Source organism: Mesorhizobium sp. M0678 (genome assembly GCF_040320505.1).
GTDB lineage: Bacteria > Pseudomonadota > Alphaproteobacteria > Rhizobiales > Rhizobiaceae > Mesorhizobium.
The window spans coordinates 1-20,216 of sequence record NZ_JAMYPT010000011.1 but is presented as its reverse complement, the minus strand read 5'-3'; the positions used below and the strand labels follow the sequence as shown (position 1 = coordinate 20,216).

The following is a 20,216-nucleotide window of genomic DNA, read 5'->3' as shown; positions in this document are numbered from 1 at the left end:
GCTTTCACCAGCGCCTTGAAATGCGTCTGCCTCGCCGTCAAACGCGAACCGCCGGCCCTGGGCCGGCGGTTCGAAACGCATCGATTACGCAAACTCAAAATCAAAACATCAAATCGAAACCTGGCTGAGGCTCAGCGAGGCGTCGCCTGCCCTACATCACCCCGGCGTCGTCCTCGAAACCGTCGTCGCTGCTTTCGGAGCCGCCGTTCTCAAGGAATTTCTCAGCGATCAGCCCGGCATTCTGCCGTAGCGCCAGCTCGATCTCGCGCGCCGTGTCGGGATTGTCGCGCAGGAACAGTTTTGCGTTTTCGCGGCCCTGGCCAAGACGCTGCGAATTGTAGGAGAACCAGGCGCCCGACTTTTCGACCACGCCCGCCTTGACGCCGAGATCGACCAGCTCGCCGGTCTTGGAGACGCCCTCGCCATACATGATGTCGAACTCGACCACCTTGAAGGGCGGCGCCAGCTTGTTCTTGACGACCTTGACGCGGGTCTGGTTGCCGACGACCTCGTCGCGATCCTTGACCGAGCCGATGCGGCGGATGTCGAGGCGGACCGAGGCATAGAATTTCAACGCATTGCCGCCGGTCGTCGTCTCGGGCGAACCGAACATGACGCCGATCTTCATGCGGATCTGGTTGATGAAGATGACCATGGTGTTGGAGCGCGAGATCGAGGCGGTGAGCTTGCGCAGTGCCTGGCTCATCAGGCGGGCCTGCAGGCCGGGCAGCGAATCGCCCATCTCGCCTTCGATTTCCGCCCGCGGCGTCAACGCCGCCACCGAATCGACCACCAGCACGTCGATGGCGCCGGAGCGCACCAGCGTGTCGCAGATCTCCAGCGCCTGCTCGCCGGTATCGGGCTGCGAGATCAAAAGGTTTTCGAGATCGACGCCGAGCTTGCGGGCATAGACCGGGTCGAGCGCGTGCTCGGCATCGACGAAGGCGCAGATGCCGCCCTTCTTCTGGGCTTCGGCCACCGTGTGCAGCGCCAGCGTCGTCTTGCCCGAGCTTTCCGGCCCGTAGATCTCGACGATGCGGCCGCGCGGCAGACCGCCGACGCCAAGCGCGATGTCCAGCCCAAGCGAGCCGGTCGGCACCGTTTCGATCTCGACGACCTGCTCGTTCGCGCCGAGCCGCATGATCGAGCCCTTGCCGAAGGCACGCTCGATTTGCGACAGCGCCGCATCCAGAGCCTTTGATTTGTCCACCGCTTTGTCCTCTACAAGCCGCAAAGAATTCTGAGCCATGATACATCACCCCGTGGTCGTCAATGGAGGCCGGACAATCCCGCAATCCTTAAAAGAATGTACCTCATTTGTTCTCATTTGTCAATGAGCACCAAGGGTTTGAAAAATAACGCATATCCCTATTTGTTCTATTTTTGTTTCGCAATTATTGCTTCCGATGTGTCTCGCCTCGCATGCGGCGCCGTTGCCGTCACCAACCGAATCGGACCCGCGATTGCAGGGTTCCGCCCGGCGACCTAGTCTCCCCCGGGCAACAGCTAAAGGGCATTTTGACGGCATGATCAAATCCCCGACGATCCTGGCCGTGGGCGGCGCCTATATCGAGCGGCGCGGCCGGGTTGCCGGCGCCTTCGTGCCGGCCGCTTCCAACCCCGGCACGATGCGCGAGCATGTCGGCGGTGCCGTCTTCAACGCCTTGCGCTGTGCGGTGCGACGCGGCGCCTCGGCCTCGCTGCTTTCGGTGCGCGGCGGCGATGCCCTTGGCGACACGGTTTTACGCGCCGTCACCGAGGCCGGCATTGCCGACCTGTCGGCGGTGTTCCTCGACCGAGCAACGCCAAGCCATACGATGCTGATCGATAGCGACGGCGGGCTGATCGCCGGCCTTGCCGACATGGTGCTCTACGAGCTGGCGCTTCCCAAGCAGATCCGCCGCGCCAAGGTGCGGGAAGCGATCGGTTCGGCCGACGCGGTGCTGTGCGACGCCAACCTGCCGTCGACCGCGCTGGGGCGGCTGGCGGCACTCGCCGCCGACAAGCCGGTGTTTGCGCTTGCGGTCTCGCCCAATAAGGCGGCGCGGCTGATGCCGGTGCTCGACCGTCTGGCGCTGGCCTTCATGAACCGGCAGGAGGCCGGCGTGCTCGCCGACGTCGGCATCGATGCTGACGATCAAGGCATCGTCGACGGCCTAATACGCGCCGGGCTGAAAAGCGGCGTGATCACCGCCGGCGACGAACCAGTGCTCGGTTTCGACGAATTGAGCGCGTTCTCGATCTCGCCACCGCCGCTACAAAAGCGGACCGATACTGCCGGCGCCGGCGACGCATTGGCAGGCGCCACGATCGCTGCCCTGCTGCGCGGCCTGACGCTACGCGCGGCACTGCGCGAAGGCATTGCCGCAGCTATGCTCGTCGTCGAGAGTGCCGCCTTCACCAGCGCTGGCTTTGCCGAAGCGCTGGCGCTCGTGCCCGAGGCGCGGGACCTGGCATGAAGTGCGGCCCGGAATTGCCGAAGCATGACGCAGCCTATTTGCCGGCGCGCCGTCCTGCCTCGTAGGCGCGGCGTGCCCAGATCGCCATCTCGTCGGGATCGTCGAAGGCGCTGTCGGGAACGCTCCAATAGGGCATCGACACGAGCTTGCCGTGGCGCGAGCCGGTATAGGTCCATTGCCGGCAGCCGGCCGCTTCGAAATCCGGGGCGCTTTCGGCGTCGGCCTTCAGCATCAATTCGCCACGGATGACGATGGCGACGATGACGCCGTCGAAATAGATGCCCTTGCCGCCGAACAGCTTGCGGATGCTGACCGGGCCGAGGCCTTCGAAAAGCTCTTCTATGCGCTCGTTGTCCATGCGGCGATCATGTCACCCGGATTTCCCCTTGTCATCGACGCAACCGGCACCATCCTGACAAGTTCAGAATCAATTTCCTCGGAGTTTTTCATGCCGCTTCTGCTCAAAGGGTCCTGCCGGTGCAATGCCGTGCGTTTCGAGGTGGAAAGCCACACGCCGGTGCCGTTCATGCTGTGCTACTGCTCGATCTGCCGCAAGCAGCAGGGCGGCGGCGGTTTTGCCATCAATCTCGGCGCCGATTACGAAACGCTGAAAATCCAGGGCAAGCGCCATCTCGGCGTCTACCGCGCCGAGATCGAGGACGACGAGCACCCGCAACGCGAGACCTCGACGGGCGAGCGGAACTTCTGCACGAAATGCGGGACGGCACTCTGGCTCTACGATCCGACCTGGCCGGAGCTGGTGCATCCGTTTGCCTCGGCGATCGACACAGACCTGCCGAAACCGCCGGAGAAGGTGCATCTGATGCTGAAATACAAGGCGAACTGGGTCGAGCCCGACATCGGCAAGGGTGACAAGGTGTTCGACGTCTACCCGGAGGAGTCGATCGCAGACTGGCACAAGCGAACGGGGATGTGGGTGGATTAGCTTCGGCAGTCCCCCTCATCCGGCCCTTCGGGCCACCTTCTCCCCGCTGGGGAGAAGAGACTGGCTCAACCGTTCGCGACCTCTTCTCCCCTCGGGGAGAAGGTGGCCGCGAAGCGGCCGGATGAGGGGGTCTCGCGAAATCCTACTAAGGAAAAGAAAATTCTCAGGCCGAAGCGCGTGCTTCGGCCAGTGCCTTCAGATCAGCCGGCTTCAATTCGACCGATTCGCCGCAGCCGCAGGCCGAGCTCTGGTTCGGATTGCGGAAGGTGAAGCCGGTGCGCAGCGTCGTCTGCTCGAAATCCATCTCGGTGCCGAACAGGAAAAGGGCCGCCTCCGGCGCGACATAGACATGGGCGCCGTCACGCTCGATATGGTCGTCCTTGGTATTGGGTTCGGTCACCAGATCGACCGTATATTCCATGCCGGCGCAGCCGCCCTTCTTGATGCCAAGGCGAATGCCATGCGCATTCTCACGGGTCGCAACGATCTCGCGAACCCGGTCGGCGGCCTTTTCGGTCATCGTGATGACGGCGAAGCGTCCCATGTTTTCCTTCTCCATGCGCGCAGGTTCAAGGCCTGCCGAATGATTCCTCACCTAAAATGGTGAAGTTTTGTACCCGGCGCAAGTGCGCCAGCCTCTGGCTGGTCGGATGCTAGTACCACCCAACCGCCACCTGCGCCTCTTCCGACATGCGGTCGGGCGACCAGGGCGGGTCGAAGGTCATGTTGACCTCGACGCCGGAGACGCCTTCGACGGCGCCGACGGCGTTTTCGACCCAGCCCGGCATTTCGCCAGCCACCGGGCAGCCCGGCGCGGTCAGCGTCATGTCGATCTTGACCGAGCGGTCGTCCTCGATGTCGATCTTGTAGACCAGGCCGAGCTCATAGATGTCGGCCGGGATTTCCGGGTCATAGACCGTCTTCAGCGCCGAGACGATGTCGTCGGTCAGCCGCGCCAGTTCGTCGGCGGGAATCGTTGACCCGGAAACCGCCGCATTGGTGGTCATATCCAGTGCCGTGCTTTCGGCGGTGTGGCTGGCATCATCCATGATCGTCACCCGAAGAACTTTCGCGCCTTTTCCAGCGCATCGGCCAAAGCATCGACTTCAGCCCTGGTATTATACATGCCGAACGATGCCCTGCATGTGGATGTTACGCCGAAGCGTTTCAACAGCGGCTGGGCGCAATGGGTGCCGGCGCGCACCGCCACGCCCTGCCGGTCGATGACCATCGACACGTCGTGCGCGTGGATGCCCTGCAGCTCGAACGAGATGATTGCGCCCTTGCCGGGCGCATCGCCGAAGATGCGCAGCGAGTTGATGGCGCGCAGTTTTTGATGCGCATAATCCTTCAGATCGGCCTCGTGCGCGGCGATGCGCTCACGTCCGATCTTTTCCATGTATTCGAGCGCCGCACCAAGTCCGATCGCCTGCACGATCGGCGGCGTGCCGGCCTCGAAACGGTGCGGCGGGTCGTTGTAGGTGACGATGTCTTGCGTCACCTCCTCGATCATCTCGCCGCCGCCCATGAACGGGCGCATGCGCTCCAGAATATCCTTCTTGCCGTAGAGCACGCCGATGCCCGACGGGCCATAGACCTTATGGCCGGTGAAGACGAAGAAATCGCAGTCGAGGTCCTGCACGTCGATCGGCATATGCACGGCGCTCTGGCTGCCGTCGACCAGCACCGGAATGCCGCGGGCATGCGCGATGCGCACGATCTCCTTGATCGGCGTCACCGTGCCCAGCGCGTTCGACATATGGGTGATGGCAACCAGCCTGGTGCGGTCGGTCAGCCGCTTCTCGAATTCCTCGATATGGAAGACGCCGAGATCATCGACCGGCACCCAGACCAGCTTGGCGCCCTGCCGCTCGCGGATGAAATGCCACGGCACGATGTTGGAATGATGCTCCATGATCGAGAGCACGATCTCGTCGCCTTCGCCGATGTTCGGCATGCCGAAACCATAGGCGACCGTGTTGATCGCCGCCGTGGTGTTCGAGGTGAAGACGATATTGTCGGTGCTCGGCGCATTGAGGAAACGGCGCACCGTCTCGCGAGCCCTCTCATAGGCGTCGGTCGCGGCATTGGACAGGAAATGCAGGCCGCGATGGACGTTGGCGTATTCCTGGGAATAGGCGTGCTGGATGGCGTCGAGCACCGCCTGCGGCTTCTGCGCCGAGGCGCCATTGTCGAGATAGACCAGCGGTTTGCCGTAGACTTGCCGCGACAGGATCGGGAAGTCGCGGCGGATCGCCTCGACGTCATAGGGGATGTTTTCGACTTTCTGGTCCATCTCGAAGTCCTTGCCGCGCTGCCGCGTTCCTTCCAACACCCCTCATCCGTCTTGGCGCTTCGCGCCAATCCACCTTCTCCCACAAGGGGAGAAGGAGAGGCGCGTTTCCTTCTCCCCTTGTGGGAGAAGGTGGCCGAGCGAAGCTCGGTCGGATGAGGGGTGCTGGCCGAAGCGCCAGGCCCTCATCCACTTTATCCGTGCGCCACGAACCAGTTGTCGAGTCTCGCTTCCAGCGCCTCGACGATGGCCTCGTCGTCCAGTTCCTCGATTACCTCGGCGACGAAGGCCTTGACCAGCAGGCCGCGCGCGGTCTTCTCGTCGACGCCGCGCGCCATCAGGTAAAACAGATGGCTGTGGTCGATCTCGGTGACGGTCGCGCCATGGCCGCAGACGACGTCGTCGGCGAAGATTTCGAGCTCCGGCTTGGTCGAGAACTCCCCGTCGTCCGACAACAGCAGCGTGTTGCAGGCCATCTTGGCGTTGGTCTTCTGCGCATATTGGTGGACGTTGATGCGGCCTTGGAAGACGCCGCGCGCCTTGCCGGTCACCACGTTTCGGAAGACTTCGGTCGATGCGGTATGCGGCACGGCGTGGTCGAGCACCATGGTGACGTCGGTATGGGTGTCGCCGGCGAGCAGATTGATGCCGCGCAGCGTGAATTCGGCGCCCTCGCCGGTCGTCTTCACAACGACCTCCTGGCGCACAAGCTTGCCGCCGGCATTCATGACGAACAGCGTCAGCTTCGAATTCTTGCCGAGATGCGCCTTGAACTGGGCAAGGTGCGTCGCCGTATCCGGTTGCTCCTGCACGATGAGCCATGTCACTTCGGCGCCCTCGCCAAGCACAAGCTGGCTGACCGCGCTGACCAGCGCCGCCCCCTCGCCTGCCTGGCGCTCGACGATAACAGCCTTGGCGCCGGCGCCGGCGCGCGTCAGCAGCCGCACATGCGTCTGTCCCCCGCCCTGCAGATTCTGCAGCTCAAGCGGCTTTTCCAGTTGGGCGCCGTCGGCGATGTCGACGAAATAGCCGTCGGCGACAAAGGCGGTGTTGAGCGCGCCGATGGCGTCGTCGCTGCCATAAGAATCGAGCCCAGGTGCTGCGCTGCCGTCGGTCAGCTTCTCCGACAGGCGCTGCACGACAACGCCCTCGATGCTAGCGAGCTTGGCGCTCGAAACGCCGTTCAGCACCGGCAAAACCGAGGAGCCTTCGACGATCGGCGCAATGGCTTTCGCAACCGCTGCCGGATCGAAGTCCGGCACCGAGGTCAGCAGCCGGCGCAGGTCCGTATAGTGCCAGGATTCGATGCGCCGCGTCGGCAGGCCGCCCTTGATCGCCTCGATGGCGTCGTCGCGCTTCAGCATCACCGCGCCGTCGCCGGGCAGCAGCGACAGCCGCTCGCCAAAGGCGTCGATCAGCGCCGTTTCGGCCAATGTTCGCTGGGGTGTCGTGTGCATATTCATCAGTATCGCCTTATTTGGCTTGCCTTCCGGGCCTGCTGGCATCTCACGCGGCTTGCCCGATCACGCCGGCATAGCCATTGGCCTCGAGGTCGAGCGCCAGCGACTTGTCGCCCGACTTGATCACCTGACCCCTGTAGAGCACGTGCACCGTATCCGGCACGATGTATTGGAGCAGGCGCTGGTAATGGGTGATGACGACGATGGCCCGGTCCGGCGAGCGCAGCGTGTTGACGCCGTCCGCGACGATCTTCAGCGCGTCGATATCGAGACCGGAATCGGTCTCGTCGAGCACGCAGAGCTTTGGCTCGAGCAGCTTCATCTGCAGGATCTCGGCACGCTTCTTCTCGCCGCCGGAGAAGCCGACATTGAGCGGCCGCTTCAGCATCGCCATGTCCATGTTGAGCGAGGCCGCCGCTTCCTTCACGCGCTTGAGAAATTCCGGGATCTTCAGCGGTTCCTGGCCGCGCGCCTTGCGCTGCTCGTTCATCGCCACTTTCAGGAATTCCATCGTCGCCACGCCCGGTATCTCCATCGGATACTGGAAGGCGAGAAAGATGCCGGCGGTGGCGCGCTCGGCCGGATCCATTTCGAGGATCGACTGGCCGTTGTAGAGGATATCGCCCTCGGTGACCTCATAATCCTCGCGCCCGGCAAGGATATAGGACAGCGTCGATTTTCCCGAGCCGTTCGGCCCCATGATGGCGGCGACCTCACCGGCCTTCACCGAAAGATTCAGGCCGCGAATGATCTCGGTGCCGTCGTCGACGATACGGGCATGGAGGTTTCTGATTTCAAGCATTCTCTTGCTCTATCGTTCCGTTAACTACATATCGCCGAGCTAGGGCAACGGCGACGTCGCTTTCAAGTTCAGGTGCCAAGTCAAATCGCATACTTCCGTCCTCGACGGCGTCGGCGGGATTCGGCCACCTGGTGATTTCAAAAATCTCAGGGCCGTAGACGGTGATCATCAACTCCGTGCCGTCTTCGCGCCCAGCGCTAATTCGGTTGGCTTCGACTTCGATCCTGACGCCAACTTTCCTTTCGGCAGCAAAGCTTCGAAGGTAGTTCCCGAGCGACGTTGCCAATTCTCCGCAAATCTGCTCATCGAGGTCGGCCCGATAGTTGTCGGGTAGCTCACCAGAATGCCTGTCAAACTGGTGAACGCGTGCGACCAACGGCGGACCGTCCTCTGCCTCATCGTCACTCACCCAACGCTCCCCTCGAGGCTGATCCCGATCAGTTTCTGCGCCTCGACCGCGAACTCCATCGGCAGTTGCTGGATGACGTCCTTGACGAAGCCGTTGACGATCAGCGCGATCGCCTCTTCTTCCGGAATGCCGCGCTGCATGACATAGAACTTCTGGTCCTCGGAAATCTTCGAGGTGGTGGCCTCGTGCTCGAACTGCGCGGTCGAATTCTTGGCTTCCATGTAGGGCACGGTGTGTGCGCCGCACTGATCGCCGATCAGCAGGGAATCGCAATTGGTGAAGTTGCGGGCGTTGGTCGCCTTGCAGTGCGCCGAGACCTGGCCGCGATAGGTGTTCTGCGAGAAGCCGGCGGCAATGCCCTTGGAGATGATGCGGCTCGACGTGTTCCTGCCGAGATGGATCATCTTGGTGCCGCTGTCGACCTGCTGATAACCGTTCGACACGGCAATCGAATAGAACTCGCCGCTGGAATCGTCGCCGCGCAGGATGCAGCTCGGATATTTCCAGGTGATGGCCGAACCGGTCTCGACCTGCGTCCACGAAATCTTCGAGCGATGGCCGCGGCAGTCGCCGCGCTTGGTGACGAAATTGTAGATGCCGCCCTTGCCTTCGGCGTCGCCGGGATACCAGTTCTGCACCGTCGAATATTTGATCTCGGCATCGTCGAGCGCGATCAGCTCGACCACCGCGGCATGAAGCTGATTCTCGTCGCGCTGCGGCGCCGTGCAGCCTTCGAGATAGGAGACGTAAGCCCCCTCCTCGGCGATGATCAGCGTGCGCTCGAACTGGCCGGTGTTCTTCTCGTTCATGCGGAAATAGGTCGACAGTTCCATCGGGCAGCGCACGCCCTTGGGCACGAAGACGAACGAACCGTCGGTGAACACGGCCGAATTCAGCGTTGCGTAGAAATTGTCGGAGGTCGGCACGACAGAACCGAGATATTTCTTCACCAGTTCCGGATGCTCGCGGATGGCTTCCGAGATCGAGCAGAAGATGACGCCGGCCTGCGCCAGTTCCTTCTTGAAAGTGGTGACGACAGAGACGGAATCGAACACCGCATCGACGGCGACGCGGCCCGACTTGTAGACGTTGTCGCTGGCTTCCTCGAGCTCCGACGCATCGGTCTTCTGCACGCCGGCGAGGATTTCCTGTTCCCTGAGCGGAATGCCGAGCTTCTCATAGACCTTCAGCAGTTCGGGATCGACCTCGCTGAGCGAAGTCGGCCCGGGCGTGCTCTTGGGCGCGGCGTAATAGTGGAGGTCCTGGAAATCGATTTTGGGATAGTGGACGCGCGCCCATTTCGGCTCGTCCAGCGTCAGCCAGCGGCGATAGGCTTCCAGGCGCCATTCCAGCATCCAGGACGGCTCGTCCTTCTTCGCCGAAATGAAGCGGATAATGTCTTCGCTCAGGCCCTTGGGGGCCTTGTCCATCGCGATTTCGGTCTGGAATCCGTATTTATACTGGTCGACATCGATCTTTCGAACTCGATCGATCGTCTCCTGCACAGCAGGCATCAGCGTTCTCCATCCACGCCGGGGTCAAGGCCCGGCAGTTTTCAAACTATGGCACCGCAAACGAGCGCCCATCAGGCACCGGAGGCGGCGTAAGTTTCATATAGTGCGTTCATGCCGGAAATTCACCCGGCCAAATGCGAACGCACGGCTCTACCAGGCCGCAAGGCCCTACATTTCGTCTGCCGCGCTCAGGCGGCTCGTTCCCTGCTTGCCTTTTCCTTACCGGCTTGGCGCGCGACGATCGTCGCCAGCGCCGAACGGAACAGCTCGATATCTTCAGCGCTGGTCGCGTGGCCGACGGACACGCGCAACGCGCCGAGGCCGTCACCATAACCCATGGCTTTCAGCACGTGACTCGGCCCTACTTTGCCCGACGAACAGGCCGATCCAGCCGACAGCGCCACACCGGCCAGGTCGAAGGCAATCTGCGCCGTCTCGGCCTTGATGCCGGCAATAGCGAAGAATGTCGTATTGGCAAGCCTTGGCGCGCCGATCCCGAAGATTTCGGCGTCCGGAACAAGCGTTTTCACGATCGCCTCGATTTCGTCGCGACGCTGCCGCACCGTTTCGATCGTTTGCAAGCCGGCAGACGCCTCGCGCGCCGCCGCGCCAAACCCGGCAATCGCCGCCAGGTTTTCGGTGCCGCCGCGATGGCCTTTTTCCTGGCCACCGCCGCTGACCAGCGGCTTCGGCATCATCAGGTCCGACGCCGCGACAATGGCGCCGACGCCCTTTGAGCCGCCGATCTTGTGCGACGAGAGAATCAGATAATCTGCGTAACCCGCTGACATATCGAGCGGAATGCGGCCGGCCGCCTGCACGGCATCGACAACCAGGATGCCACCCGCCGCCTTGACGATTTCGGCAATGCGGCCGACCGGCTGGATCACGCCGGTTTCATTGTTGGCAGCGTGGATGGCCACCAGCGGCAAGCCTTCGACCTTGTCATGCTGGACGAGAGCCTCGGCCAAAACGTCGAGCCTGACGACGCCGTCGGCGTCGACGCCGATCCGTGTCACCTGCGCCGCTGGGAAGCGCCCGCCGTTCAGCAGGCACGGATGATCGGCCTCGGACACATAGAGCCGGCTCATACGGACAGCACCGCGCCCCATCTGCCAGTCCGGCGTCAGCAGCGTCGAGGCCGCTTCCGTCGCGCCGGAGGTGAATACGACATGCTCGGCTTTGGCGCTGACCAGTCGCGCCACGTCGCGCCTGGCATCCTCGATCAGCCGCCGTGCAGCGCGGCCCTCGGCATGGACCGAGGACGGGTTGGCGGCGACGTCGAGCGCAGCGACCACGGCCGCGCGCGCCGAGGCAAGCAGCGGCACGCTGGCGTTGTAGTCGAGATAGGCGCGTGCTCCGGCCATTTCCGTCCAACTGGTCCCTTCAAAAGCCGTTCCGCGAAGATAGCGCGTTATTTCCTTGAAATTGCAAGGCAAGACGTCCTATTTACGCGGCTTGCGGCGCGGGTGCCCGAGCCACAATTTTTGGCCGCCCAGTTTTGAACAATTCTAAACTAGCTTCTAGAAAGACGCTCGCCCTGCGTCAAGGCCTAGGGAAGACTGGGGCCAGAGGAAGAGTTGTTCCGGGCGCCGCGCAAATTTATACCAAGTGGAGTATTTCATGCCTGAGGTCATTTTCACCGGTCCGGCCGGCCGTCTGGAGGGTCGCTATCAGCCCTCGAAGGAAAAGAGCGCGCCGATTGCCATCGTCCTGCACCCGCACCCCCAGTTCGGCGGGACGATGAACAACAAGATCGTCTACGACCTCTTCTACATGTTCCAGAAGCGCAATTTCACCACGCTGCGCTTCAATTTCCGCGGCATCGGCCGCAGCCAGGGCGAGTTCGACCACGGCACCGGCGAATTGTCCGACGCCGCCGCGGCGCTCGACTGGGTGCAGTCGCTGCATCCGGATTCCAAGAGCTGCTGGGTTGCCGGCTATTCGTTCGGCTCGTGGATCGGCATGCAGCTTCTGATGCGCCGGCCGGAGATCGAGGGCTTCATCTCGGTCGCGCCGCAGCCCAATACCTATGATTTCTCGTTCCTGGCGCCATGCCCGTCGTCCGGCCTGATCATCCACGGCGACGCCGACAAAGTCGCGCCGCCCAAGGACGTACAGGGCCTGGTCGACAAGCTGCACACGCAAAAGGGCATTACCATCACCCAGAAGACCTTGCCCGGCGCCAACCATTTCTTTGCCAACCATGCTGAGCTTCTGATCGAGGAATGCGCGGACTACCTCGATCGCCGGCTGGCCGGGGAATTGTCCGACCCACGGCCGAAGCGGCTGAGATAATCGGCGATGTACCAACCGCCTCACTTCCAGGAAACACGGCCGGACGTCCTGCACGGGCTGATCCGGGCGCATCCGCTTGGCTTGCTGGTGTCGAACGGCGTCGAGGGGCCGGTCGCCAACGCGATTCCCTTTCTTCTAGACGCGGATGTGCCACCGAACGGCAGGCTCCGCGCCCATTTGGCCAAAGCCAATCCGCAATGGCGGCTTTTGGCCGACAATCCCCTGGCGCCGGTACTGGTCGTCTTCCAGGGCGCCGATGCCTATGTGACGCCGTCCTGGTACGAGACCAAGCGTGAAACCGGCAAGGTGGTACCGACCTGGAACTACGCCATCGTCCAGGTGCGCGGCAGCGTCACGGTGATCGAAGACCAGGATTGGCTGGCCGAGCAGATTTCCGATCTGACGATGTCGCAGGAGGGCATCCGCTCGGCGCCGTGGGCGGTGACCGACGCGCCGGCACCCTTCATCCAGTCACAGATCAAAGGCATCGTCGGCCTGGAGATCGAAATCACCGAAATCAGCGGCAAATGGAAAGTCAGCCAGAACCGCCCGGCCGCCGACCGCGTCGGTGTCGCCGAGGGGCTCGAGAGCGAGACTGCCAACTCGGCCGACATGGTCGGGCTGGTAAGGTCCTATGGCGGGCTGGACGGCAAGTAATCTGGATTGCTTGCTCGACCGGTTTCAGGCCGGTCGAGGGCTCAATCGACCTTCGTCATCGCCGCCTTGCGCTCGTTGGCGATCAGCCAGAGATTGCGGATATAGATCAACAGGCCCATGGCCTGGCCGGCGATGAACACCGGATCCTGACGCTGGATGGCGTAGATCAGCAGCAGGCCGCCGCCGAACAGCGAAAAGAACCAGAAGGCGATCGGCACGACGCTGCGCTTGGCCTTTTCCGACGCCACCCACTGCACCAGAAAGCGCATGGTGAAGAAGAACTGGGCGACGAAGCCAAGCAGAACCCAGGCATCGAATTGCTTGACGAAAACATCGTGAAGCCAGGTCGCCAATTCCTGAAGCACGTTACCCATGCCTGATTTCCTCTACTTTAGGCATTCTGCGGCGCCTGCGGCGCAGCCACCAGACGCCGGCAAGGTCGAGCACGCCCTGCAGGCCGCGATCGAAGATGCCGTAATTCGATTTGCCGTGACGGCGGGAGCGGTCGACGACGTCGCAATGGACGACTCGGTAGCCCTCCTGGATGACCAGCGCCGGAACAAAGCGGTGGGTGCCGTCGAAGAACGGCAATTTCCTCAAAATGTCGGTATGGATCGCCTTGAGGCCGCAGCCGGTATCCCGCGTCTCGTCGTGCAGGATGGCCTTTCTCAGCCCGTTGGCGAAACGCGACGCCAGCTGCTTGATCTTGCTGTCGCGGCGCTTCAGACGCTGTCCCTGCGCGGCCCCGACATCGGGACCAGCCTGCCGCAGCGCGTCTATCAACACTGGGATATAACCGGGGTCGTTCTGGCCGTCGCCGTCGATGGTGGCGACGATATCGCCGCGCGCCGCCCAGGCGCCCGAACGCACCGAGAGCGACTGGCCGGCGGATTTCTGATGCCTGAGATGGCGCAGCGGAAACCGGCGAAGCGCTGCTTGTGCGGCAAGCACCGAAGGCGTGTCGTCGGTCGAGCCATCGTCGACGACGATGACCTCGAAGTCGCGCCCGGCCATGGCGGCGGCGATCTCGTCGAGCAGAAGCGGCAGGTTCGCCGCCTCGTTCCGGCAAGGAATGACGATGGATATCTCCGGCATCTCGACTCTGTCACAGGATATGGCATTCGATCGATGCCGCGCGGTCCAGAGGAAGAGCCCCGCTGGCGCGGCGCCTCATTACGCCAGCCGAAACAATGACGCAAGCAGGCCGCACGCTTGGGGTTCTCCCTTCTCCCCTTGTGGGCTAGCGTGCGCACACATCTGCTTCGGAGAGGTGTCAAGGGAGTTTTGGTCGGGTAGCAGGTTTGGCTTGCGGGATTGGAATCATGTGTGATTCTGTAGCTGCCATTGTTGATTCGGGAGGTTTCGACGGTGGCACCGCTACTTGGATACTTCGGCGACCTGCGCCTGCAAAAAAGGGGAGCATGGTGCTGGATCGCATGTGCACGCGCGTCAGCGTGGGCCTGCGCAGGCTGGCCGATACGCGCGCGGAACAAGTTGCGTTCACGCGGCTGTTTCGCAATCCCCAGGTGACGGTGCAGGAGATCGTGCGCACGGCAGCGGCGCGAACGGGCGAGGCGGCGGCCGGCCGCCATGTGCTGATCATCGAGGACAGCAGCGAGATCAACTATGAGGCCAAGGCCTCGCGCAAGCGCGGCCTCGGGCGTGTCGGCAACGGCAAGGATGTCGGGCTGTTCGTCCACCCGGCGCTGGCCGTGGATGCCGCCGACGGTTCCGTGCTGGGGCTTGCGGCTGCCACGATCTGGCGGCGCCGGGGGCAGAAGGCGCACGACTACCAAGCCCTGCCGATCGAAGCCAAGGAAAGCTACAAATGGATCGCCACCGCCAAGGCGGCCCGCCAGGCGCTGACCGACACGCCGCTGGCTACCGTGATCGGCGACCGCGAGGCCGACATCTACGAAGTACTGGCAAGGCTGCCTGACGAGCGCACGCATGTGCTCATCCGCGCCGTGCGCGACCGGGCTCTGGGTGAGCAGGGCGGCCGTCTGTTCGGCGAGATCGCCAAAACGCCGGAAGCCGGCCGGATCGCCTTCGAGCTGCAGGCGCGTCCCGGCCGACTGACGCGCAAGGTGCAACTGGCCGTCCGCTTCGCCGAGGTCGCCTTGCGCCAGCCGCACCTTGGTGCCGACCGCCGCGATCCGCGCGAGATCACGCTCAACATCGTCGAAGTGCGCGAGATCGATCCGCCTTCGCCCAAGGAGGCGGTGATCTGGCGACTGTTGACCACTCACACGGTCAAAACGCTCGCCGACGCTTGCCGCATGGTCGATCTCTACCGGTTGCGCTGGACCGTCGAACAGCTGTTCCGAACCGTGAAGTCGCAGGCCATCGATCTGGAGGAAAGCCTGCTTGCCGATGGTGAGGCACTCGAACGGCTGGCCGCGACCGCGCTGATCGTCGCCGTCAGGGTCATGCAACTCGTGCACGGGCGCGATGCCGCCGGCCGCACCTTCAAGGCCGCTCGCCTCTTCAGCCCCGCCGAGATCACCGTGCTGGAGGCGCTGATTGCCAGACTCGAAGGCAAAACCCAAAAGCAGAACAACCCGCATCCGCAACACACGCTCGCCTGGACCGCCTGGTGCATCGCCCGGCTCGGCGGATGGAACGGCTACGCAAAGGAGCGGCCGCCAGGCCCCGTCACCTTCTCCAATGGGCTAAAACGCTTCCACGCCATCGCCGAGGGCTTCGCTCTTGCAAATCCAAACTAATCCCCGCCAAATCAGATGTGTGCGCACGCTAGCCCCTTGTGGGAGAAGGTGGCCGCGCGAAGCGCGGTCGGATGAGGGCTGTTCCAGCTTGGCAACGACGGCACTCAGTCCAACACCCCTCAACCGTCTTGGCGCTGCGCGCCAATCCACCTTCTCCCACAAGGGGAGAAGGCAAGAGGGTGTCGCAAAACCGGATTCCACTTTTGCTGATCGCGCTTGAGTGCTAAACGCCCGCCTTCATGCATAGCCGAGCCGCGTTCGGCCGGAAGCTTTTCGGGAAAGAAAATGTCCGCCTTCAAATCCGATTTCCTGCGCACGATGAGCGAGCGCGGTTTCATCCACCAGACCTCGGACGATGCCGGCCTCGACCAGCTTTTCGCCACGGAAACGGTGAGCGCCTATATCGGCTTCGACGCCACCGCCAGGAGCCTGCATGCCGGGTCGCTGATCCAGATCATGATGCTTTACTGGCTGCAGCAGACCGGCCACCGGCCGATCGCGCTGATGGGCGGCGGCACCTCGATGATCGGCGATCCGTCGTTCAAGGACGAGGCGCGCAAGCTTTTGACGCCGCAGGACATCGAGGACAATCTCGCCGGCATCCGCCGCAACTTCACGCCCTACCTCAAATTTGGCGGCGGCCCCAACGACGCCGTCATGATCAACAATGCCGACTGGCTGATGGACATCAACTACGTCAATTTCCTGCGCGATGTCGGCCGGCATTTTTCGGTCAACCGCATGCTGGCCTTTGATTCGGTCAAGCTCCGGCTGGATCGCGAGCAGTCGCTGTCGTTCCTCGAATTCAACTACATGATCCTGCAGGCCTACGATTTCGTCGAGCTCTACAAGCGCCTCGGCTGCCGGCTGCAGATGGGCGGCTCCGACCAGTGGGGCAACATCGTCAACGGCATCGATCTCGGCCATCGCATGGAAGGCGCGAAGCTCTATGCGCTGACGACGCCGCTGCTCACCACCTCGTCCGGCGCCAAGATGGGCAAGTCGGCATCGGGCGCGGTCTGGCTCGATGCGGAGATGCTGAGCCCGTACGAGTTCTGGCAATACTGGCGCAACACCGAGGACGCCGATGTCGGCCGTTTCCTGAAGCTCTACACGACCTTGCCGCTCGCCGAGGTCGCACGCCTCGAACGGCTCAGCGGCTCGGAGATCAACGAAGCCAAGAAGATTCTCGCCACCGAGATCACCGCCATGCTGCATGGCCGCGAGGCGGCGGAGGAGGCCAGCGAAACGGCGCGTAAGACGTTCGAAGAAGGGGCGCTGGCCGAAACACTGCCAACCGTCGAGGTGGGCAGGGCCGATCTTGAAGCCGGCGTCGGCATATTGTCGCTGTTCGTCACTGCCGGGCTGGCTGGGTCCAACGGCGAGGCACGGCGGCATATCCAGGGCGGCGCCGTGCGCCTCAACGACCAGCTCGTGGCCGACGATCGCAGGATGGTGACGCTGCAGGACCTTGGCCCGGAAAACGTCGCGAAACTGTCGCTCGGCAAGAAGAAACACGTTCTAGTGCGGCCGGTCTGACCAGGGCCCGGCACTTCCTGTTAGATCTTTTCCGAAACCGGTTTCATCTTGCGGCGCTGACCTTCGGTTCGGAATCACCGCCGAGGTTAATCAGCTAGCTCCCGAGAATGGCCGAGATGCCATTCGTCTCATCGATCGGAACGAGCACAGCGCCAGAGAGATGCCCTGAGGCGCTGCTGTCACGTGGGATGGCTGACTCGCAGGCGCCGCCCTCCGATAGCTCATGGGCGGCTTGAGGCGGCGATCGCGGGATAGTCCGTATAGCCAGCGGAACCGCCGCCATAGAGCGTCGCCGAGTTGAACTCCGTCAGCGGCGTGCGCGTCTTCAGCCGTTCCACAAGGTCGGGATTGGCGATGAACGGGCGCCCGAAGGCGAACAGATCCGCCTTGCCCTCGGCGAGCCGCGACGCCGCGAGTTCGAGGTCGTAGCCGTTATTGGCGATATAGGTATTGTTGAAGCGCCGGCGGAGCGATCCGAAGTCGAACGGCGCGACATCGCGCGATCCGCCCGTGGCGCCCTCGACGACATGGATATAGACGATGCCCAAAGCATCGAGTTGATCGACGATATAGTCGAACTGCGCCTGGGGGGCGCTGCTCGAGACGCCGTTGGCGGGCGAGACGGGCGAAATCCGGATGCCGGTGCGCTCTGCGCCGATCTCCTCGACCACCGCAGTCGCAACCTCCAGCATCAGCCGGGCGCGGTTCTCGACCGATCCGCCATAAGCATCCGCGCGGACATTGGCACCATCCTTGGCGAACTGGTCCAGCAGATAGCCGTTGGCGCCATGAATCTCGACGCCATCGAAGCCGGCCTCAATGGCGTTCGCGGCTGCTTGCCGGAAATCGTTGACGATCCCCGCAAGCTCGTCGAGCGCCAGCGCGCGAGGCGCCGAAACCTCGACAAAGCCGTTGTTCACGAACGTCTTCGTTGCGGCCCGGATTGCCGAGGGCGCGACGGGCGCGGCGCCGTTCTCCTGCAGATCGACGTGCGAGACGCGGCCGACGTGCCAGAGCTGCAGGAAAATCCGCCCGTCCTTGGCGTGCACCGCGGTCGTGACCTTTCGCCAGCCGTCGATCTGAGCCTGAGAATAGATGCCGGGCGTGTCCTGGTAACCTTGTCCCTGCCGCGAGATCTGCGTGGCCTCGGAGATCAGCAGGCCGGCGGAGGCCCGCTGGCCGTAATACTCGGCGGCAAGATCGCCCGGAACGAAGCCCGGGCCAGCGCGATTGCGCGTGAGGGGCGCCATGACGATACGATTGGAGAGCGTCAGCGAGCCGAGAGAATAAGGCTCAAAAAGTGCTTTGTTGGTCATAGGCCACCTTGTTTGTCCCCGCCGCGACGAGGTCGTTATCAAATGGATTCGTTGGTGCTCAGGCGACCTTGCGGTACCGCTCGGCGGGATGTTCGTTCCGATAGTTCGGAAGCATGGCCTGGCGCGCGGCCTGAAGCGCGTCCCACTGCCCGGCATCGGGAAGCGGCGGGATGGTCACCGGTTCGCGGCGGTCGAAGCCGACCAGCGCCGCATCAACCAGATCGTCCACCTCCATCACGTTGGAAAGCGTGTTGATGTCGGCGCCGACGTGGTCCCAGATCTCCGTACGCGTCGTGGCGGGCAGCACGGCCTGGACGTAGACGCCCTTCGGCTCAAGCTCGAGGCTGAGCCCCTGCGACAGAAACAGCACGAAGGCTTTGGTTGCGCCGTAGACCGTCATGCCGAACTCCGGCGCCAGGCCGACCACGGAGCCGATGTTGACGATCGACCCTTCGCCAGCTTTCGCAAGACGCGGGGCCATGGCGCTGGCAAGCCGCAGAAGAGCGGTCGTGTTGAGCGCAACCAGCCGTGCGACGTCATCGGTACTCTGCTCGATGAAGCTTCCGCCGATGGCTGTTCCGGCATTGTTGACTAGAATCCCGATGCGGGCGTCATCGCGCAGCCTCGTCTCTACCGTTGCAAGCTCGGCAGGCTGCGTAAGATCAGCCTGGATGATGTCGATCGCAACGCCAGTTTCCTGACGGAGCCGGGCTCCCAGTGCCTCCATTCGTGCCACGTCACGGGCAACCAGCACGAGGTCGTGTCCGCGGCGGGCGAACCGTTCGGCATAGGAAGCTCCGATGCCCGTGGAGGCGCCGGTTATGAGGACTGATGGAATGGTGGTCATGGCATTGCTCTTTTCTCTGATGGAACCTATATTCATGACGATCATCATGATTGCGGCTAAATATGATGGGCATCATGTAAATGTCAACGGGGCCGACGGAGAATTTTGAAATGAAGGTCAGTCGAGAGCAGATGGCGGAGAACCGTCACCGGATATTGGATGCGGCCAGCCGGCTGTTTCGCGAGAAGGGGTTCGACGCGGTCAGCGTGGCGGAAGTGATGAAGGCCGCCGGGCTCACCCATGGCGGCTTCTATGGTCATTTCAGTTCGAAGGACGACCTGATCGCGCAGACCCTTGCCCACGTCCTCGCCGCGGACTCAGGCGGAGGGGGCGATCTTCGCGCTTATGTAGGTTCCTATCTTTCGCCCCGGCATCGCGACAACTGCGCCGGCGGTTGCCCGACAGCGGGCCTTGCCGCAGCCATCCGCCATCAGACCCCGGCTGCACGCTCGGCCATGACGGAAGGCCTACGATCGCAGATCGACCGTATCGGCAAGGCGCTCCCGGAGTTGGATCCGGCAGACAGACGCCGCGCGGCGATCGGAAGCTGGGCAGCGATGGTGGGGGCAGTAATCCTCGCCCGGGCGATCGACGATCCCGCGCTCTCGGATGAAGTGCTTGAGCAGACGCGTGCCTGGGTCGATGCCGGGATCAGCCAAGTGTCTGCCAGCTAGGTGGTCTGCGGCAGGAGTGCTCTTGTCGAGAGCAATGCGGCTATCGGCGTTGGTTGGGTGGCTATCTTGCAGAATATCGCACCGCAGCGTGCAATCAGCGGGATTCGCGGACCAAGAGGGTTTCGAACTTCCCTGTTGAGGCAACCATGCTGTCGCCCAATTTCCGCTAAACTGAGTTGTGTGCGTCAAGTTCTGCAAAATGGCGTGGCATTGCGGTGACGTCGGCGTGTCCGCCGCGCAGCCCCCGTGTTTAGCGGAGCGGCGGACACATGACGG

General features: G+C 62.9%; 21 protein-coding genes. 7 read left to right on the top strand and 14 right to left on the bottom strand.

Translation table 11 applies throughout. The features are described from left to right. Positions 1-151: 151 nt before the first annotated feature. Complete coding sequence (recA, locus tag NKI29_RS20125; protein ID WP_023674696.1) at positions 152-1,249, bottom strand: recombinase RecA; 1,098 nt, start codon at positions 1,247-1,249, stop codon at positions 152-154. Positions 1,250-1,526: 277 nt separating this feature from the next. On the opposite strand from recA, the gene NKI29_RS20120 reads away from it, so the two are divergent. After that, positions 1,527-2,459 carry a PfkB family carbohydrate kinase gene (locus NKI29_RS20120; RefSeq protein ID WP_352458422.1) on the top strand — a complete coding sequence of 311 codons (933 nt, stop codon included), beginning with the start codon at positions 1,527-1,529 and terminating at the stop codon, positions 2,457-2,459. Positions 2,460-2,493: 34 nt separating this feature from the next. Here the strand turns inward: NKI29_RS20120 and NKI29_RS20115 are convergent, their stop codons facing one another. Then, a complete protein-coding gene (locus tag NKI29_RS20115) occupies positions 2,494-2,817 on the bottom strand; it encodes a TfoX/Sxy family protein (protein WP_023717364.1) in 324 nt (107 codons plus the stop codon). 90 nt (positions 2,818-2,907) lie between these two features. Between NKI29_RS20115 and NKI29_RS20110 the strand changes: the two genes are divergently transcribed. Then, positions 2,908-3,405 (top strand): GFA family protein, encoded by a 498-nt coding sequence (locus NKI29_RS20110; protein WP_352458423.1) that lies wholly within the window; start codon positions 2,908-2,910, stop codon positions 3,403-3,405. Between the two features lie 163 nt (positions 3,406-3,568). Here the strand turns inward: NKI29_RS20110 and sufA are convergent, their stop codons facing one another. From sufA to NKI29_RS20070, 8 genes are all read right to left on the bottom strand, one after another. Further along, complete coding sequence (gene sufA, locus NKI29_RS20105; RefSeq protein ID WP_006206001.1) at positions 3,569-3,949, bottom strand: Fe-S cluster assembly scaffold SufA; 381 nt, start codon at positions 3,947-3,949, stop codon at positions 3,569-3,571. 109 nt (positions 3,950-4,058) lie between these two features. Then, complete coding sequence (locus NKI29_RS20100; protein ID WP_352458424.1) at positions 4,059-4,454, bottom strand: SUF system Fe-S cluster assembly protein; 396 nt, start codon at positions 4,452-4,454, stop codon at positions 4,059-4,061. A gap of 5 nt (positions 4,455-4,459) precedes the next feature. Further along, positions 4,460-5,701 carry a cysteine desulfurase gene (locus tag NKI29_RS20095; RefSeq protein WP_352458425.1) on the bottom strand — a complete coding sequence of 414 codons (1,242 nt, stop codon included), beginning with the start codon at positions 5,699-5,701 and terminating at the stop codon, positions 4,460-4,462. A 191-nt stretch (positions 5,702-5,892) separates the two neighbouring features. Further along, a complete protein-coding gene (gene sufD, locus NKI29_RS20090) occupies positions 5,893-7,161 on the bottom strand; it encodes a Fe-S cluster assembly protein SufD (RefSeq protein WP_352458426.1) in 1,269 nt (422 codons plus the stop codon). Positions 7,162-7,204: 43 nt separating this feature from the next. Further along, a complete protein-coding gene (sufC, locus tag NKI29_RS20085) occupies positions 7,205-7,960 on the bottom strand; it encodes a Fe-S cluster assembly ATPase SufC (protein WP_352458427.1) in 756 nt (251 codons plus the stop codon). Further along, positions 7,953-8,369 (bottom strand): hypothetical protein, encoded by a 417-nt coding sequence (locus NKI29_RS20080; RefSeq protein ID WP_352570847.1) that lies wholly within the window; start codon positions 8,367-8,369, stop codon positions 7,953-7,955. The genes sufC and NKI29_RS20080 overlap by 8 nt, the downstream gene beginning before the upstream one ends. Continuing rightward, a complete protein-coding gene (gene sufB, locus NKI29_RS20075) occupies positions 8,366-9,883 on the bottom strand; it encodes a Fe-S cluster assembly protein SufB (RefSeq protein WP_352797064.1) in 1,518 nt (505 codons plus the stop codon). Before sufB ends, NKI29_RS20080 begins: the two co-directional genes overlap by 4 nt. Positions 9,884-10,071: 188 nt before the next feature. Beyond that, complete coding sequence (locus NKI29_RS20070; protein WP_352458430.1) at positions 10,072-11,250, bottom strand: cysteine desulfurase family protein; 1,179 nt, start codon at positions 11,248-11,250, stop codon at positions 10,072-10,074. A gap of 256 nt (positions 11,251-11,506) precedes the next feature. Between NKI29_RS20070 and NKI29_RS20065 the strand changes: the two genes are divergently transcribed. Both NKI29_RS20065 and NKI29_RS20060 read left to right on the top strand, forming a co-directional pair. After that, complete coding sequence (locus NKI29_RS20065; protein WP_023674683.1) at positions 11,507-12,181, top strand: alpha/beta hydrolase; 675 nt, start codon at positions 11,507-11,509, stop codon at positions 12,179-12,181. Positions 12,182-12,187: 6 nt separating this feature from the next. After that, positions 12,188-12,838: an FMN-binding negative transcriptional regulator gene (locus NKI29_RS20060; protein ID WP_352797061.1), complete on the top strand. Its 651-nt coding sequence runs from the start codon at positions 12,188-12,190 to the stop codon at positions 12,836-12,838. 41 nt (positions 12,839-12,879) lie between these two features. Here NKI29_RS20060 and NKI29_RS20055 read toward each other — a convergent pair whose 3' ends face one another. Continuing rightward, positions 12,880-13,212: a lipid-A-disaccharide synthase N-terminal domain-containing protein gene (locus NKI29_RS20055; protein WP_023674681.1), complete on the bottom strand. Its 333-nt coding sequence runs from the start codon at positions 13,210-13,212 to the stop codon at positions 12,880-12,882. Then, complete coding sequence (locus NKI29_RS20050) at positions 13,205-13,933, bottom strand: glycosyltransferase family 2 protein (protein WP_352681536.1); 729 nt, start codon at positions 13,931-13,933, stop codon at positions 13,205-13,207. The genes NKI29_RS20055 and NKI29_RS20050 overlap by 8 nt, the downstream gene beginning before the upstream one ends. A gap of 326 nt (positions 13,934-14,259) precedes the next feature. Between NKI29_RS20050 and NKI29_RS20045 the strand changes: the two genes are divergently transcribed. Both NKI29_RS20045 and tyrS read left to right on the top strand, forming a co-directional pair. After that, the gene (locus NKI29_RS20045; RefSeq protein ID WP_352684283.1) at positions 14,260-15,564 is read left to right on the top strand and encodes an IS4 family transposase; all 1,305 of its coding nucleotides are present in this window, start codon (positions 14,260-14,262) and stop codon (positions 15,562-15,564) included. Between the two features lie 285 nt (positions 15,565-15,849). After that, entirely contained in the window at positions 15,850-17,103 is a 1,254-nt protein-coding gene (gene tyrS, locus NKI29_RS20040; protein ID WP_352797058.1) for a tyrosine--tRNA ligase, read from the top strand. 221 nt (positions 17,104-17,324) lie between these two features. Here tyrS and NKI29_RS20035 read toward each other — a convergent pair whose 3' ends face one another. Together NKI29_RS20035 and NKI29_RS20030 are read right to left on the bottom strand one after the other, a co-directional pair. Beyond that, positions 17,325-18,419, bottom strand: a complete 1,095-nt coding sequence (locus tag NKI29_RS20035; protein ID WP_352797055.1) for an alkene reductase — start codon at positions 18,417-18,419, stop codon at positions 17,325-17,327. A 58-nt stretch (positions 18,420-18,477) separates the two neighbouring features. Beyond that, complete coding sequence (locus NKI29_RS20030; protein WP_352797053.1) at positions 18,478-19,266, bottom strand: SDR family NAD(P)-dependent oxidoreductase; 789 nt, start codon at positions 19,264-19,266, stop codon at positions 18,478-18,480. Positions 19,267-19,376: 110 nt separating this feature from the next. Between NKI29_RS20030 and NKI29_RS20025 the strand changes: the two genes are divergently transcribed. Further along, positions 19,377-19,940 carry a TetR/AcrR family transcriptional regulator gene (locus NKI29_RS20025; protein WP_023674676.1) on the top strand — a complete coding sequence of 188 codons (564 nt, stop codon included), beginning with the start codon at positions 19,377-19,379 and terminating at the stop codon, positions 19,938-19,940. Positions 19,941-20,216: the final 276 nt, after the last annotated feature.

Excerpts from the sequence above, each read along its gene's own strand:
- NKI29_RS20110 (WP_352458423.1), top strand. The coding sequence starts at position 2,908 with ATGCCGCTTCTGCTCAAAGGGTCCTGCCGGTGCAATGCCGTGCGTTTC.
- NKI29_RS20025 (WP_023674676.1), top strand. The coding sequence starts at position 19,377 with ATGAAGGTCAGTCGAGAGCAGATGGCGGAGAACCGTCACCGGATATTG.
- NKI29_RS20045 (WP_352684283.1), top strand. The coding sequence starts at position 14,260 with ATGGTGCTGGATCGCATGTGCACGCGCGTCAGCGTGGGCCTGCGCAGG.
- NKI29_RS20065 (WP_023674683.1), top strand. The coding sequence starts at position 11,507 with ATGCCTGAGGTCATTTTCACCGGTCCGGCCGGCCGTCTGGAGGGTCGC.
- NKI29_RS20050 (WP_352681536.1), bottom strand. The coding sequence starts at position 13,933 with ATGCCGGAGATATCCATCGTCATTCCTTGCCGGAACGAGGCGGCGAAC.
- NKI29_RS20030 (WP_352797053.1), bottom strand. The coding sequence starts at position 19,266 with ATGACCACCATTCCATCAGTCCTCATAACCGGCGCCTCCACGGGCATC.
- recA (WP_023674696.1), bottom strand. The coding sequence starts at position 1,249 with ATGGCTCAGAATTCTTTGCGGCTTGTAGAGGACAAAGCGGTGGACAAA.
- NKI29_RS20115 (WP_023717364.1), bottom strand. The coding sequence starts at position 2,817 with ATGGACAACGAGCGCATAGAAGAGCTTTTCGAAGGCCTCGGCCCGGTC.
- NKI29_RS20055 (WP_023674681.1), bottom strand. The coding sequence starts at position 13,212 with ATGGGTAACGTGCTTCAGGAATTGGCGACCTGGCTTCACGATGTTTTC.
- NKI29_RS20060 (WP_352797061.1), top strand. The coding sequence starts at position 12,188 with ATGTACCAACCGCCTCACTTCCAGGAAACACGGCCGGACGTCCTGCAC.
- tyrS (WP_352797058.1), top strand. The coding sequence starts at position 15,850 with ATGTCCGCCTTCAAATCCGATTTCCTGCGCACGATGAGCGAGCGCGGT.
- sufB (WP_352797064.1), bottom strand. The coding sequence starts at position 9,883 with ATGCCTGCTGTGCAGGAGACGATCGATCGAGTTCGAAAGATCGATGTC.
- NKI29_RS20035 (WP_352797055.1), bottom strand. The coding sequence starts at position 18,419 with ATGACCAACAAAGCACTTTTTGAGCCTTATTCTCTCGGCTCGCTGACG.
- NKI29_RS20070 (WP_352458430.1), bottom strand. The coding sequence starts at position 11,250 with ATGGCCGGAGCACGCGCCTATCTCGACTACAACGCCAGCGTGCCGCTG.
- NKI29_RS20100 (WP_352458424.1), bottom strand. The coding sequence starts at position 4,454 with ATGGATGATGCCAGCCACACCGCCGAAAGCACGGCACTGGATATGACC.
- sufA (WP_006206001.1), bottom strand. The coding sequence starts at position 3,949 with ATGGGACGCTTCGCCGTCATCACGATGACCGAAAAGGCCGCCGACCGG.
- NKI29_RS20095 (WP_352458425.1), bottom strand. The coding sequence starts at position 5,701 with ATGGACCAGAAAGTCGAAAACATCCCCTATGACGTCGAGGCGATCCGC.
- sufC (WP_352458427.1), bottom strand. The coding sequence starts at position 7,960 with ATGCTTGAAATCAGAAACCTCCATGCCCGTATCGTCGACGACGGCACC.
- NKI29_RS20120 (WP_352458422.1), top strand. The coding sequence starts at position 1,527 with ATGATCAAATCCCCGACGATCCTGGCCGTGGGCGGCGCCTATATCGAG.
- sufD (WP_352458426.1), bottom strand. The coding sequence starts at position 7,161 with ATGAATATGCACACGACACCCCAGCGAACATTGGCCGAAACGGCGCTG.